Annotated in this window: 15 protein-coding genes and 1 pseudogene; 3 read left to right on the forward strand and 13 right to left on the reverse strand. The window is 44.1% G+C overall.

Going from position 1 to position 14,933, the window contains the following annotated elements; all coding sequences use genetic code 11:
* Positions 1-60: 60 nt before the first annotated feature.
* Both gloA2 and racA read left to right on the forward strand, forming a co-directional pair.
* Complete coding sequence (gene gloA2, locus AAHT65_RS04380) at positions 61-444, forward strand: SMU1112c/YaeR family gloxylase I-like metalloprotein (RefSeq protein WP_003326536.1); 384 nt, start codon at positions 61-63, stop codon at positions 442-444.
* A 121-nt stretch (positions 445-565) separates the two neighbouring features.
* Positions 566-1,126: a chromosome-anchoring protein RacA gene (gene racA / locus AAHT65_RS04385; protein WP_311186821.1), complete on the forward strand. Its 561-nt coding sequence runs from the start codon at positions 566-568 to the stop codon at positions 1,124-1,126.
* A 34-nt stretch (positions 1,127-1,160) separates the two neighbouring features.
* Here racA and AAHT65_RS04390 read toward each other — a convergent pair whose 3' ends face one another.
* The 11 genes and pseudogenes from AAHT65_RS04390 to spo0F form a co-directional block, all read right to left on the reverse strand.
* Positions 1,161-2,117, reverse strand: a complete 957-nt coding sequence (locus AAHT65_RS04390) for an AEC family transporter (protein ID WP_258728291.1) — start codon at positions 2,115-2,117, stop codon at positions 1,161-1,163.
* Positions 2,118-2,201: 84 nt separating this feature from the next.
* A complete protein-coding gene (gene malS / locus AAHT65_RS04395) occupies positions 2,202-3,899 on the reverse strand; it encodes an oxaloacetate-decarboxylating malate dehydrogenase (RefSeq protein ID WP_003326532.1) in 1,698 nt (565 codons plus the stop codon).
* 278 nt (positions 3,900-4,177) lie between these two features.
* Positions 4,178-4,774, reverse strand: a complete 597-nt coding sequence (locus tag AAHT65_RS04400) for a thymidine kinase (RefSeq protein ID WP_010790213.1) — start codon at positions 4,772-4,774, stop codon at positions 4,178-4,180.
* A gap of 91 nt (positions 4,775-4,865) precedes the next feature.
* Entirely contained in the window at positions 4,866-5,066 is a 201-nt protein-coding gene (gene rpmE / locus AAHT65_RS04405) for a 50S ribosomal protein L31 (protein WP_003326530.1), read from the reverse strand.
* A 128-nt stretch (positions 5,067-5,194) separates the two neighbouring features.
* Positions 5,195-6,478: a transcription termination factor Rho gene (rho, locus tag AAHT65_RS04410; protein WP_003326529.1), complete on the reverse strand. Its 1,284-nt coding sequence runs from the start codon at positions 6,476-6,478 to the stop codon at positions 5,195-5,197.
* Positions 6,479-6,500: 22 nt separating this feature from the next.
* Positions 6,501-6,676: pseudogene (locus AAHT65_RS04415) on the reverse strand (hypothetical protein).
* A gap of 214 nt (positions 6,677-6,890) precedes the next feature.
* Positions 6,891-7,856 carry a class II fructose-bisphosphatase gene (glpX, locus tag AAHT65_RS04420; RefSeq protein WP_061572235.1) on the reverse strand — a complete coding sequence of 322 codons (966 nt, stop codon included), beginning with the start codon at positions 7,854-7,856 and terminating at the stop codon, positions 6,891-6,893.
* Between the two features lie 32 nt (positions 7,857-7,888).
* Positions 7,889-9,178 (reverse strand): UDP-N-acetylglucosamine 1-carboxyvinyltransferase, encoded by a 1,290-nt coding sequence (locus AAHT65_RS04425; RefSeq protein ID WP_003326527.1) that lies wholly within the window; start codon positions 9,176-9,178, stop codon positions 7,889-7,891.
* A gap of 356 nt (positions 9,179-9,534) precedes the next feature.
* On the reverse strand, positions 9,535-10,173 hold the full coding sequence (gene fsa / locus AAHT65_RS04430) for a fructose-6-phosphate aldolase (protein ID WP_003326526.1): 639 nt from the start codon (positions 10,171-10,173) through the stop codon (positions 9,535-9,537).
* Between the two features lie 110 nt (positions 10,174-10,283).
* Positions 10,284-11,141, reverse strand: a complete 858-nt coding sequence (locus AAHT65_RS04435) for a class II fructose-bisphosphate aldolase (protein WP_003326525.1) — start codon at positions 11,139-11,141, stop codon at positions 10,284-10,286.
* A 180-nt stretch (positions 11,142-11,321) separates the two neighbouring features.
* Entirely contained in the window at positions 11,322-11,696 is a 375-nt protein-coding gene (gene spo0F, locus AAHT65_RS04440; RefSeq protein ID WP_010790218.1) for a sporulation initiation phosphotransferase Spo0F, read from the reverse strand.
* Between the two features lie 164 nt (positions 11,697-11,860).
* On the opposite strand from spo0F, the gene AAHT65_RS04445 reads away from it, so the two are divergent.
* A complete protein-coding gene (locus AAHT65_RS04445) occupies positions 11,861-12,382 on the forward strand; it encodes a DUF2529 domain-containing protein (RefSeq protein ID WP_010790219.1) in 522 nt (173 codons plus the stop codon).
* A 78-nt stretch (positions 12,383-12,460) separates the two neighbouring features.
* On the opposite strand, the gene pyrG is transcribed toward AAHT65_RS04445, so the two are convergent.
* The gene (pyrG, locus tag AAHT65_RS04450) at positions 12,461-14,068 is read right to left on the reverse strand and encodes a glutamine hydrolyzing CTP synthase (protein WP_106047178.1); all 1,608 of its coding nucleotides are present in this window, start codon (positions 14,066-14,068) and stop codon (positions 12,461-12,463) included.
* Positions 14,069-14,342: 274 nt separating this feature from the next.
* Entirely contained in the window at positions 14,343-14,876 is a 534-nt protein-coding gene (gene rpoE / locus AAHT65_RS04455) for a DNA-directed RNA polymerase subunit delta (RefSeq protein WP_010790221.1), read from the reverse strand.
* Positions 14,877-14,933: the final 57 nt, after the last annotated feature.

The following is a 14,933-nucleotide window of genomic DNA, read 5'->3' on the forward strand; positions in this document are numbered from 1 at the left end:
CAATTCTATCCGATCAAAACATCCGCTTTGATATACTGTAAAAAAAGAGGAGGGTTTCCATTGTTCGAATCCATTCACCATATCGCTATAATATGTTCCGATTATGAAAAGTCAAAAACCTTTTACACAGAGAAGCTTGGGTTTGATATCGTTCAAGAAACGTACCGGAAAGAGCGGGATTCATATAAACTTGATCTATCCCTTGGCGGCACGTATGCCATTGAACTGTTTTCTTTCCCTGATCCGCCCGCGCGCCAGACGCATCCGGAAGCGGCAGGGTTGCGCCACCTCGCCTTCACAGTCAGAGATCTTGATCAAGCTGTGAAGAAGCTTGGTGAAAAAGGCATTGTTACGGAGCCAGTCAGAATTGATCCTTTGACAGGCAAACGATTTACTTTCTTTTCCGATCCTGACGGGCTCCCTTTGGAACTGTATGAGCGGTAACGGTTATTGAAGAAAAAAGGGAAATCACCACTTTCTTTGACGAATCTTTTCTTGTTTTGTCTAACGTGAAGGGAACCGGATCACTTAGTCGAATACCTACCTGAAAAGGAGGTATGCGATTATGAATACCAATGTGGTGGCAAGAGAACTCGGTGTATCAACCAAAACTGTCCAGCGGTGGGTCAAGCAGCTGAATCTTCCGGCAGAACGGAATGAACTTGGACACTATTCCTTTACAGAGGATGATGTGAACGTGCTGAAATCGGTTCAAAAACAAATTTCTGAGGGTGTCGCGCTCCAAGAAGTAAAAGTTCCGCGGCAGCATAAAAAGCGCTCGGGATTTATCCTGCAAAAAACGAACGGCGGTGCATCCGAACAAAGAATAGAGCAGCTGGAACAGAAGCTCTCTGCCCTTTTACAGCAAAAGCAGTCAGAGGACAAGCTTCTGGCAAGGCTGGATGAGCTTGAACGGCAGCTCAAACAGAAGGCCGACGAAGGTGTGTCGTATCAGTTGCTCCAGCACAGAAGAGAGATTGATGACTTACACGCAGATCTGCAATCTCTCGCCTCACAAACAAAGCATCTATCCGGTGCCGAGCCAATCCCCGAAACGGCTGCTTCCTCTGAAAAGACAAAAACCAGAAAAAAACCGCTCCTATCACTTTTTAAGTTTCAGACCTAATAAAAAAGCTCCCTTTTGACAGGGAGCTTTTTTTCTACGCAGTAAGCGCGATAATGATCGGCAGTGAAATCAGTGACAGAATCGCACTGATCACAAACGCCGAAGCCGTTTCTTCTTCTTGTTTCTCGAATCGTGTCGCAATCATAGCTGCTACAGCTGAACCCGGGAACGCAACAAGCAGGATGGCTTTTGTTGTTTGGTCAGCAGGCAAACCGACAGCAAGGGCGATCAAGAACATTAACGCAGGCTGAACAGCAACTTTCAGCAAGGCAATGCCAAAGGCCGGCACGCTGAGTTTAATTTTGCGGATACCAACTGTTACACCTACTGCAAAGAGCGCCACGCCCGAAGTCGTGCTTCCAAGCTGATCAAGCATCTTCACACCTAGTTCAGGAAGCGAAACACCGCAAAGGACCAGAATCATACTAGCCAGCGGAGCTGCAGCAAGCGGTTCAGAAAGACCGTGCAAAATTGATTTCCCTGTCATTTTCCAGAAACTTTCACTGTTCGCATCTTTCTTCTTCGATGACTCACCGACAGTTGCAATGATGATGGCAAGCGGGTCAAGCATCGCGTTAACCACGATACCCGTCACCGCGATCGGAATCGCAACCTCTTGAGCGCCGAACAAACTTCCCAATACAGGAATACCCATAAAGGCGAAAGTTGGCTGGGCTGAGTTCAGTGAGAAAACTGATGAATTTGTTAAATCATATTTAAAAACAAATTTACATACTAAAAGAATAACAATATAAAAACCGACGATTCCAATAATCAATGATACCATTAAAGGTACTTGTGATAAAAATTCACTTCTGGAAGTTGTTAAAATACCAGCGATAAAGTGAGCCGGAAGTGCGTATTTTGTGACTAACGTACTTACCCCTTTTGCAGACTTAGCATCATAACTTCCGAAATGACCAGCGAACCATCCCAGCACGATAACGAAAAATATCGGCGCCAGGAGGATTAAAATATCTAAGAAGCTCAAGATTTTCTCCTCCGTATCCTTGATGTCCGTATACTGCAGCTTTAGTAAAAAGCTTTCCCTCGGACAGAAATATTACTCAAAAAATTATTTTGCAATTACTTTTTTGTATTGCGGTGACCACATTGCATCAAGCACTGCTTGTCTTACATCTTCCGGATGTACATTAGCTACGCCGTCTTTGATGGCTGCTTCTGCCACATCAATCGCAACTCGGATTGAAACCTCTTGAAGATCATCAATACTTGGAAGCAATCCTGCTCCAGGTGTTTCAAAGTCGACCATTTCCGCAATCGCGTTTGCTGTTGCAGCGAACATTGCAGGTGTAATGACGCTTGCTTCGACTACAATTGAACCAAGTCCAAGTCCAGGGAACGCAAATGCGTTATTAGATTGTCCGATTTCATATGAAACGCCGTTGTATTCAACATTGTCAAACGGGCTTCCCGTTGCAACAAGCACTTTTCCGTCCGTCCATTTGAACAGATCTTCAGGCACTGCTTCAGCAAGATGAGTCGGATTTGACATAGGCATAATGACAGGGCGGTCTACATGAGAAGCCATTTCTTTTACAATATCCTCTGTAAACGCACCTGAAACCCCTGATGTACCGATTAAGATTGTCGGTTTCGCTTGGCGAACCACTTCGTCGAATGGAATTTCGCCTTTTTCATTATGTTTCCAATCTTTCACTTCTTCAGTGCTGCGAAGGTAAGGTTTTTGGAAATCAAGAATGCCTTCCATATCGTCTGTCAATAGGCCTCTGTAATCAAGTGTATAGAACGCTTTGTTGGCTTCTTCTTCAGACAATCCAGCAAGAACCATTGTGTCACGGATTTGGTCAGCGATACCGATACCCGCAGAACCCGCTCCAAAGATGACAACGCGCTGATCTTTAATAGAAGCGCCTGTTTTCTTCATAGCTGCAAGCACACCCGCAAGAGTAATCGCACCTGTACCTTGAATATCATCGTTAAATGTCAGGATTTCATGGTTATATTTTTTCATGATATTGCGTGCATTTTTGTTTCCGAAATCTTCCCAGTGAAGAAGCGCTTTAGGGAAGAACTTCAATGCAGCCTTGATATACGCATCAACGAACGCTTCATAACGTTCACCTTGAATACGCTCATGATGGTTACCGATATATAATGGATCATTAAGCAGCTTTTCATTGTTTGTTCCAACATCAAGCACAACAGGAATAACCCGGCTTGGATCAATACCCGCCGCCGCAGTGTAAACAGCCAGTTTACCGATCGCAATATTAATTCCGCCTACACCCCAGTCACCGATACCAAGGATACTTTCAGAATCTGTTGCCACGATCAAGTCAATATCGCCCGCCGTTGCATGAAGATTTTCAAACGCCTTTTCAATTCCGTCAATGTTGTCAATTGAAAGGTAAATCCCCTGCGGTCTTCTGTATTCATGGCTGTATTCTTGAATCGCTTCACCCACTGTCGGTGTATAAACAACCGGAAGCATTTCACGAAGATGATTTTGTAACAATTTATAGAAAAGAACTTCATTACGGTTTTGCAAGTCATTTAAATAAACATTTTGACGAAGACGGTCAGGCTGGGCTAAAAATTGCTCATACGCGCGTTTCGCCTGCTGGTCAAGAGAAAGTACAGTCGGCGGAAGAAGTCCGTCTAAACCAAGTTCTTGTCTTTCTTCAAGTGAAAAAGCCACACCTTTATTCAAAGTAGGAATGGACAATACTTCTTTTCCTCTGAGAGTCGTTTCCAAATGACCTTCCTGTGTTTTTTTAATGTTATTCAAGCAAATCTCCTTCTTTCTAATTGTTAATCTGGTTAAATAATAAGTCATCTACAATAAAATCGATCATGATCGTTAAACGATTTTTTGACAATTATTCGAACAATGTCTAAAAACTATTTACACTACGTAAGACATTTTATGCCTGCTATAATCAAAATTCAAGTGATGAAAATTACTTAATTTTTTATTACTCTTAATTAAGTTTTTTAACTACAATATTTGTGAAAAATAAAAAACACCGGCTTTTTCCTGCCGGTGTTTTCCACTTTATATATGAACTACTTTCCTGCATTTCCTGCTTTCTCCGGGATCTCATGATGGTGTCTGCATCTTGCTTCATATGATTCTGACGCCCCGACCAAAATGATAGGATCATCATAAGAAGCAGGCTTACCATTAATAAGGCGCTGAGTGCGGCTTGCGGGTGATCCGCAGACAGAACAGACGGCTTGAAGCTTTGTAACTGTTTCAGCCATTGCCATCAAATCAGGCACCACGCCGAACGGTTCTCCCCTGAAATCCATATCAAGACCCGCCGCAATGACACGATATCCTTTATCGGCGAGCGACGACAAGACTTCAATGATCATCCGGTCGAAAAATTGCACCTCATCAACCGCAATCACATCTGTCGTTTCACTGATGTGGTTCCATATTTCAGCAGGAGCGGCAATAACATGGCTTGTCATCGACGTTCCGTTGTGAGAGACAACGGCTTCCTCACTGTAACGGTTATCTATAGCGGGCTTAAATACTCTGACTTCCTGTTTGGCATAAGTCGCTCTCTTCACTCTTCGGATCAGCTCTTCCGATTTCCCAGAGAACATACTGCCGCAAATCAGCTCCAGCCACCCGCTTTGCTTCATTATGTACATAGGCTTCTGCTCCCCTTTCATCACCAGCGTCTATTTTAGACAACATAAAAACAGGCAAGAATTGCTTCTTGCCTGTTGATAAAATCTATTATTACTTAAGACCGTATTTTTTGTTAAAGCGATCAACACGACCATCAGCAGAAGCGAATTTTTGGCGGCCAGTGTAGAATGGGTGGCATTCAGAGCAAATCTCAACGCGTACCTCTTCTTTTACTGAGCCTGTTTCAAATTCATTTCCGCAAGCACATTTAACTGTTGCTTTTTTGAAATTAGGATGAATTCCTGTTTTCAATGTGTCCATCTCCTTCCGCCCTGAATCCCGTGTGGAAACAGAGTTATTATTTCGGAGCATTTGTCCGAAACGCACATGAGAGAATTATATCAGTGAATGACTTTTTTTGCAAATGATTTTTTGTTTTCTCAGCGTCTTGCAGATGATAGATTCGCCTGTTTCCATTCCTGATTCAAAATATCAAAAAACTCTTGATTTGTTTTTGTTTTTCTCATTTTTCTCATGAATTTCTCTGCGAAATCAGGAGAATCAGACATTGTTTTTCGAATCGACCACAAACGGTCAAGATGCTCTTTAGGCACAAGAAGCTCTTCCTTACGTGTTCCGGAACGGCGGATATCAATTGCAGGGAAGATCCGTCTTTCCGCGAGTGAACGGTCAAGGTGAAGCTCCATGTTTCCTGTTCCCTTGAACTCTTCGTAAATGACATCGTCCATACGGGAGCCTGTGTCAACAAGAGCCGTCGCCAGGATGGTTAAGCTTCCGCCCTCTTCGATATTTCTCGCAGCTCCGAAGAAACGCTTCGGACGGTGGAACGCCGCAGGGTCAATCCCTCCGGAAAGCGTTCTTCCGCTTGGCGGGATCACTAAGTTGTAGGCGCGGGCAAGCCGTGTGATGCTGTCCATAAGGATGACAACGTCTTTTTTGTGCTCAACGAGGCGCATGGCGCGCTCAAGCACAAGCTCAGCCACCTTAATATGATTTTCCGGAACTTCATCAAACGTTGAGCTGACGACATCGCCTGCCACTGAACGTTCAATATCCGTTACTTCCTCCGGTCTTTCGTCAATTAACAGCACGATCAGCTCTGCTTCCGGCTGATTCGCTGTGATGCTGTTGGCGATTTCTTTTAACAGCATCGTTTTACCGGCTTTTGGCGGCGCTACAATTAATCCGCGCTGTCCAAAACCTACAGGCGCCATCATATCCATAATTCTCGTAGATAAATAATTCGGTTTTGTTTCAAGGACCATATGACGGTCAGGATAAAGCGGCGTAAGAGCAGGGAAATGAACGCGTTCTTTCGCGGATTCCGGATCATCTCCATTTACTGCTTCAACGTGCAAAAGTCCATAATACCGTTCATTTTCTTTCGGAGGACGAACCTTGCCCGATACTTTGTCTCCGTTTCTCAAATCAAAACGGCGGATTTGAGAGGCAGAAATATAAATATCTTCCGAGCTTGGAGAGTAATTAATCGGTCTCAGGAAGCCAAAGCCCTCGGATTGGATAATCTCAAGCACACCTTCCATGAACAGAAGATCTTCCTGCTCGGCATTGGCTTTCAGAATGGCAAAGATCAATTCTTTTTTTGTCAGTTTGCTGTAGTAGGAGATTTTATAATGTCTTGCAAGTTCATAAAGTTCTTTTAACTTCATGTTTTCCAAAGAGGAAATAGATACGTCTTTCATAAAAACACCACGCTTTTCATAGTCAATGTATTGCTTGATTGCCGTACATGTTCGTTTGGCTGCTTGTTGCATCATCCGCCAAAGCACTTTCTTTTTTTAACGTAAAGGAACTTCTATCGGTAACACTTCCACCCATTATCGGCGCTTTTTTAAAAGGATTATCTTTATGAGTTTTGAAGGAAGCGAGGACAAAAACATGAGAAGATCAATATTTATATCGTCTGTATGCGGTAGAAATTAAAACTTTCCTAGTGCTTAAAAGAAGTTAATACGCAGAAAAATCGCAGCACTCTTTATTTTTACCTCATTTCAAAGGATTATTCAACTTAAATAACACTTTGACATATAAATGATAGGGTTGACTCTTTTTTGCAAAAGAAAAGCGGGATCATCTACCCGCTTTTTCTCTCTCTTATGGACGGATGACCAAATTTGGTTTTTTCTTAAGGCTGTGTCTTCCGTCAACAAATCGGACTGTGCCGGATTTTGCTCTTATAACCAAGCTTTCTGTCGTACCGACAGAGCCTTTGAATTGAACGCCTTTCAACAGCTCGCCGTCCGTGACGCCCGTAGCCGCGAAAATGGCATCGTCGCCTTTTACAAGGTCTTCCATGCGGAGGACTTTGTTTACATCTAGGCCCATTGCTTCACAGCGCGTTCTTTCTTCATCGCTTTGCGGAAGCAGCTTGCCTATGATCTCTCCACCAAGAGCTTTCAGAGCGACAGCGGAAAGCACACCTTCTGGGGCGCCGCCTGATCCAAACAAGATATCAACGCCTGTATGGTCAAAGGCAGTGTTGATGGCGCCGGCGACATCTCCGTCGTTGATGAGCTTGATTCTGGCACCGGCCTCACGAAGCTCAGAAATGATTTTTTCGTGTCTTTCACGGTTTAAGATGGTAGCAACGACATCCTCAATATCTTTGTTCTTTGCTTTCGCCACCGCTTTTAAGTTATCAATGACAGGTGCTTCGATATCAATGCAGCCTACCGCTTCAGGACCGACTGCAATCTTTTCCATATACATATCAGGAGCGTTCAGCAGGGTTCCGTGATCAGCAACCGCAATAACCGTCAGCGCGTTCCAGCCGCCGCTCGCTAAGATGTTCGTGCCTTCAAGAGGATCAACTGCCACATCGACGCGCGGGCCGTAGCCGTTGCCGAGCTTCTCGCCGATATAAAGCATTGGCGCCTCGTCCATCTCGCCTTCACCGATTACCACGGTACCTTTCATAGGAACCGTATCAAATACATCTCTCATTGCGCTTGTCGCAGCGTCATCCGCCTCGTCTTTTTTCCCCCGGCCCATCCATCTTGCAGATGCCAATGCGGCCGCTTCTGTTACACGTACCAATTCCATTGATAAACTTCTTTCCATCTCAGCACGATCCCCTCTCACAATTACACATTCTAAGAATTTTGCAACTGTTCTATCTCTTCGTCTGTCAGCCTTTCCCGCCAGATTGTGGCTCCAAGACCTTCCAGTTTCTTTTCCAGATCGCTGTAGCCTCTGTCCAAATGCTCTAAACCGGTAATTTCCGTCACGCCGTCGGCCATCAGCCCGGCGACGACAAGACAGGCGCCCGCCCTCAAATCACTGGCCTTGACTTTGGCGCCTTGCAGCTCGACAGGACCGGTAATAATGGCGGATCTTCCTTCCACCTTCATATTGGCTCCCATTCGTCTCAGCTCGTCAATATGCTTGAACCTTGCCGAGTAAATGGTGTCCGTCACGACACTTGTCCCTCTCGCCTTTGTCAAAAGCGATGTCATCGGCTGCTGCAGGTCTGTCGGAAATCCCGGGTATACAAGTGTTTTCACATCTACAGGCTTTAATTCTTTCTGGCCGCCGACAATCAATATTTGGTCGTCGCTTGTTTCAATATGAAAACCCATTTCTCTCAGCTTTGCCGTTAAGGATTCAAGATGAGTCGGAATCACATTGTCGATAATGACTTCCTTGCCCATTGACGCACCGGCGATCATAAATGTTCCGGCTTCTATTCTGTCTGGGATAATCGTATGTTTGCAGCCATGAAGCTCTTTTACGCCGTCTATCCGTATGACATTGGTTCCGGCGCCTTTAATTTTTGCGCCCATGCTGGTCAGGAGTGTGGCGACATCTATAATCTCAGGCTCCTTCGCCGCGTTTTCTATCAATGTTTTTCCTTCAGCGAGAACGGCGGCAAGCATAATATTAATGGTAGCCCCCACACTGACGACATCCAGGTAGATCCGGGCGCCTCTCAGCTTTTCAGCACGCAGATAAATCGCGCCCTGTTCATTTGTCACTTCGGCTCCAAGCGCTTCAAAGCCTTTTATATGCTGGTCAATCGGCCTCGGACCTAGATGGCAGCCTCCCGGCAGACCAATCACCGCTTGTTTGAAGCGTCCGAGCATCGCACCCATTAAATAATAAGAGGCGCGCAGTTTTTTCACTTTTCCATTAGGGAGCGGCATGCTGATCATCGAAGTGGGGTCAACAACCATTTCTCCATTTTCAAAATGGACGCTGCCGCCGATTTCTTTTAACAGATCACGCAGCGTTTCAATATCTGAAATCTCCGGAAGCCCTTCTATGGTCACTTCGGAATTTGCCAAGATGGTTGCAGGTATCAAAGCGACAGCGCTGTTTTTTGCGCCGCTTATATGTACTGTTCCATTTAACGAGTCGCCGCCGGCAATATTCAACTTTTCCATGATAGTCTCCTTCCTTAAGAAGATAGCTGCGGAGCGTAAATAAAATGGCATTTTATTCTGTCTCTGCAAATAAAAGCCCATGTCCAAAATCTAGCCAATTCGAAGAGAAAGAATACAACACAATGTGAATTATCGGGAAGAAAATAGCGAAGCTTTGCGGGGCATTGGTTTCACATGTTGTACAGAGACCCGGCCGTGTTTTAGAAATCCGGCAAAACGCAGCACGTACACCCTTCAATCCCGGCGATGCGCAAGAGCAAGAATCGCACCTTAGCGCCCAAAGGTCCGCTGTATGAGCTTATAAAAACGAAGGCTGCGGCAAACAGACAATAGCCGGCCGTTTGCCGCAATCTTCATTACTTATTCCAATCAGCCAAGAATTGTTCGATACCTTTGTCTGTCAATGGGTGCTTTGTCAGCTGATGAATGACTTTAAGCGGCATTGTGCCGATATGAGCCCCTCTTAACGCAGCCTCAGTTACGTGCTGGGCATGGCGGATGGATGCCGCAATGATCTGCGTATCTAATCCGTGCACGTCAAAGATTTGTTTGATTTCAGAGATCAGTTCAAGGCCATTGTGGCCGATATCGTCAAGACGGCCTAAGAAAGGAGAGACATAGGTTGCGCCGGCTCTTGCCGCAAGAAGCGCCTGATTCGCACTGAAAATCAGCGTGACGTTCGTTTTTATGTTCAGATCACTCAATGCTTTGACCGCTTTTAAACCGTCAGAAGTCATTGGGATTTTCACTGTGATATTAGGGGCGATCTTCGCCAATTCTTTTCCTTCTTCAATCATCTCTTCAGCGTTGAGGGAAATAACCTCTGCGCTTACTGAGCCCGGCACCACTTCAGTGATTTCGCGCAGGCGGTCGTGGAATGATACGTTCGCTTCCTTCGCTACTAAACTAGGATTTGTCGTAACACCCGCAAGAACTCCTAATTCATACGCTTCTTTAATTTCATCAATATTTGCTGTATCAATAAAAAACAACATTTTGAAGAACCTCCCTGGTTAAGAAATTTCTGAACTGTGGAACATGTTTGCGCTTTCTAACGATAGACATAAAACCGCCTGTCAAAGCTGTCAGGCGGTTATGAATTGAATTAAGCTTGGTTTGAAGAACCAAATTCACGCATTTTACCGATAACCGTTGCTTTAATCGCTTCGCGAGCAGGTCCGAGGTATTTACGCGGATCGTATTCGTTTGGCTTTTCTGCTAGTGTTTCGCGAACAGCTTTTGCAGAAGCAATTTGGTTTTCAGTGTTTACGTTGATTTTGGCTGTGCCAAGTGAAATTGATTTTTTGATGTCGTCAGTCGGAATTCCAGTACCGCCGTGAAGAACTAGCGGAAGACCAGTTGATTTACCGATCGCTTCCATTTCTTCGAAACCAAGGTTTGGTTCACCTTTGTAAGGGCCGTGAACAGAACCCAATGCAGGTGCAAGGCAGTCGATGCCAGTGCGTTCAACAAGCTCTTGGCACTCTTTAGGGTCAGCGTAGATTACGCCTTCTGCGATAACGTCATCTTCTTGTCCGCCGACTGTTCCAAGCTCAGCTTCAACAGATACGCCGTGGAAATGAGCAAGCTCAACCACTTTTGAAGTTGTTTCTACGTTCTCTTCAAACGGGTGATGAGAAGCGTCGATCATAACAGATGTGAAACCTGCATGAATCGCTTTTGCACAAGATTCAAAGCTTGAACCGTGGTCTAAGTGAATCGCAACAGGAACTGTCACATTATATTCTTCGATAAGTGCTTTCACCATAGCTACGACTGTTTTGAAGCCGCCCATGTAGCGTCCCGCACCTTCTGATACACCAAGAATAACTGGAGATTTTTCCTCTTGAGCAGCTTGTAAAATTGCTTGAGTAAACTCCAGGTTGTTTAAATTAAATTGTCCAACAGCATATCCTTTTTCTTTAGCTGTATTCAACATTTCCGTCATTGAAACTAAAGGCATGTCGAAAGTCCTCCTTATGTAGCCTGATTTGCTTCTAGCGAAAAAAGCTTTCCACCCTAGCATGACCATAAATTCTCGTCATATGTAAATTCTCAGATCGCTTTTTCTCCATCTCTAGGATACCAACTTTTCGACAAATCGGCAACATAATGGCATGATTCAATTTGTTTCTTATTTTTGTCAGTTTGATTTCAGCGGCAAATATTTTTTCACCGCGTCCCGGATTTCGTCAATATCAAAAGGCTTAGCGAAATGTGTAAGCGCACCCAAGTCTTTTGATTCCTGAATCATATCCAGCTCGCCGTATGCGGTCATGATGATCACACGGATGCTTTCGTCGATAACCTTCATTCGTTTCAGAATCTCGATTCCGTCCATACCCGGTATCTTCATATCGAGGAGAACAAGATCAGGGCGCTCCTTTGTCACGATGTCGAGCGCCTGAAGGCCGTTCGCAGCCTGAAACGTCTGATAGCCTTCTTTATTGAATACTTCATTAAGCAAAATACGAATTCCGTATTGATCATCAACGATTAAAATTTTCTCATTCATCATTTTACACCCCAATGTTATGATTTTCGTCAAAAGTAAGCAGTAGTTAATGTATTCTGTTTGATTTTCTCATTTCCTTTAATTATAATAGTCTACTTTCCGACATTTTCTGAGCAATTTCTCTTTTGTTATATACTATATTGTACGTTATAAAGGAGGCTTCACCTATGTTGAAAATATTCACAACGCAATTGACAGGCATTTTTTCACGCATTCAGGATAAGGAGTCAGAAGCAATTGAAGATGGGGCCCGGTTGCTTGCGCAGGCCGTGGTCAGCGGACATTCCATTTATTTATATGGAGCGAATGAATTGCAGGGCATTCTCCACGAAGCATCTGCCGGCAGAGAACCGTTTCCTTCAGTAAAAGTCTTTCCTGACAGCATTGAACATATAACTGAAAGCGACAGGGTGCTCATGTTTTGTTCGAGTCCGGGAACAGAGGAAGAACAGGCGCTTGCGAAAGAGCTGTATGAAAAAGGCGCCGGCGTTGTATGTGTGTCACCCGTTGTGAAGGATCAAAACGGAATTGAACAATATTGCGATGTTCATATTGATACAAAATTAAAAATGCCCCTCGTACCTGATGAGGATGGCACAAGGTTCGGATTTCCTTCTTTGATGGTAGGTCTGTACGTGTACCACGCGCTGTCTTTTACATTAAAGGAGATTCTTCAAGAGTATGCTTAGCCTATTGTACAGGCCGAATGACAGAAATACCAAATAAAAAAGACTTGCACGTTTTGACAAACGGCAAGTCTTTTTTTATTATTTCTGGTCTAAAGCTTCCACAGAGGCTCCGATAAAGTCTTTGAATAAAGATTGAGGTTTTGTCGGTCTTGATTTAAATTCAGGATGGAACTGGGATGCCACGAACCATGGGTGATCCTTCAGTTCGATGATTTCCACAAGACGTCCGTCCGGGCTTGTGCCTGAGAATACAAAACCGTTTGCTTCCATCTGCTGTCTGAATTCGTTGTTGAACTCGTAGCGGTGGCGATGGCGTTCATAAACCACTTCATCTTGATATGCTTCAAAGGCTTTTGTTCCTTCTATTAGCTTACAAGGGTAAAGGCCTAGGCGGAGCGTTCCTCCAAGGTCTTCCACATCCTTCTGTTCAGGCAGAAGGTCAATGATCGGATATGGCGTTGAAGGATCAATTTCAGCTGAATGAGCACCTTCAAGTCCTAACACGTTTCTCGCATATTCGATGGATGCGACTTGCATACCCAAGCAAATACCGAAGAAAGGAACTTTGTTTTCACGCGCGTATTTTGTCGCAATGATTTTTCCTTCCACGCCGCGATCGCCGAATCCGCCTGGAACGATGATGCCGTCTGTGCCGCTTGTCAGCTCATGGATATTGCTTTCTGTCACTTCTTCGGCATTGATCCATTTCACTTTCACATCAGCGTCAAACGCGTAACCCGCGTGGCGAAGTGACTCAACAACAGAAATATAAGCATCTTGAAGCTCTACATATTTACCCACGAGACCGATTGTCACGGTTTTAGACAAATTGCTTACTCTGTTGACAAGCTCTTTCCACTCTGACATTTCTGCATCCTTACATTCTAAGTTCATATGGTTGCAGACAAGCTTATCAAGTCCTTGTTTTTGCAGCTCAAGGGGAATGGAGTACAGGTTGTCCGCATCTTCACATTCAATAACCGCTTTCGTGTCGATGTCACAGAAAAGAGCGATCTTGTCTTTCATATCTTGTGAGATCGGCATTTCAGTGCGGACCACAATGATATTAGGCTGAATGCCTAAGCTTCTTAATTCTTTCACACTGTGCTGGGTCGGCTTTGTTTTCAATTCTCCCGCAGCTTTAATATAAGGCACGAGTGTACAGTGAATGTACATTACGTTTTCTCGTCCGATGTCACTTTTCATTTGGCGGATCGCTTCAAGGAACGGCAGGGATTCAATATCTCCTACTGTACCTCCGATTTCTGTAATGACAACATCCGCTTTTGTTTCTTTTCCTGCGCGGTAAACACGGTCTTTCAGTTCATTAGTGATATGGGGAATAACTTGAACCGTTCCGCCCAGATAGTCTCCTCTGCGCTCTTTTTTCAGAACCGTGGAGTAGATTTTACCTGTTGTTACGTTGCTGAATTTGTTTAAGTTAATGTCGATAAAACGCTCATAGTGGCCTAAGTCTAAGTCTGTCTCAGCTCCGTCATCTGTAACGAAAACCTCACCATGCTGGTATGGGCTCATTGTTCCCGGGTCGACGTTGATATACGGGTCAAATTTTTGGATTGTCACATTCAGTCCTCTGTTTTTCAGCAAACGTCCCAATGATGCGGCAACAATACCCTTTCCAAGCGAGGATACAACTCCCCCGGTTACAAAAATATATTTAGTCATTTTCGATTGCTCCTCTCTTCGGTCTAAGCTACATTCTTTAAAATGTACCGTTTTATAAAAAATCATTTAGTTTTTTTTCTTCTATTTCTAAATGATTATGCAAAGAAAATACCGTTATATCGGGGTGAAAATAAGAAAGCTCCCTTTCAATTTCTTGAAAGGGAGCGTAGCATTCGTATGAATTCCTCTTCTTTTTGAAGAGCCCAAAATACATACTACATAGTTCGACTATGAAAGTCAAGATGGTTTTATTTCGGAAAAAAGAATCCGCCTTCTACTCTTTTTTCTCCTCATCTTCATCTAAGTCTTCTTCTTCATCTTCTTCATCGTCAATCAGATCTTCATCGATGTCTAAGTCTTCTTCTTCGTCATCGTCTTCATCAATATCATCAAATTCGTCAGCCTCAAGATCCAGCTCTTCCTCAACTTCATTCAAATCGATATCATCTTCATCGACCACTTCAAATTCATCAAGGTCAAGATCTTCTTCGACAGCCTTCTTCGCTTTTTTCTTTTTCGCCTTAACGGTCGGCTGCGTTTCTTCATCCAGCTGATCATAAGGATACCAGCTGCGAAGGCCCCAAGTCTGGTCAGACAAAGCCAAGAATCGGCCGTCTATATTTAAGTCTGTATAAAACTGTGCGATCCGGTCTCCCAAATCTTCTTTTTTCACACCGAGCAATGAAGCAATTTCATTTAAAAGCTCCTGAAAAGGAACTGGTTTTTTACTGTCTGAAAACATTTCATGAGCGATTTCAACTAAAGCCATTTCCTTTAGCTGTTCCTGTGAATATTGTTTGATACCCAAGGTCAGACACTCCCTTTCTATTACTTATATGTATCTGTTTTTATCCTATAATAAAAG

It is taken from the genome of Bacillus atrophaeus (assembly GCF_039519175.1).
Lineage (GTDB): Bacteria > Bacillota > Bacilli > Bacillales > Bacillaceae > Bacillus > Bacillus atrophaeus.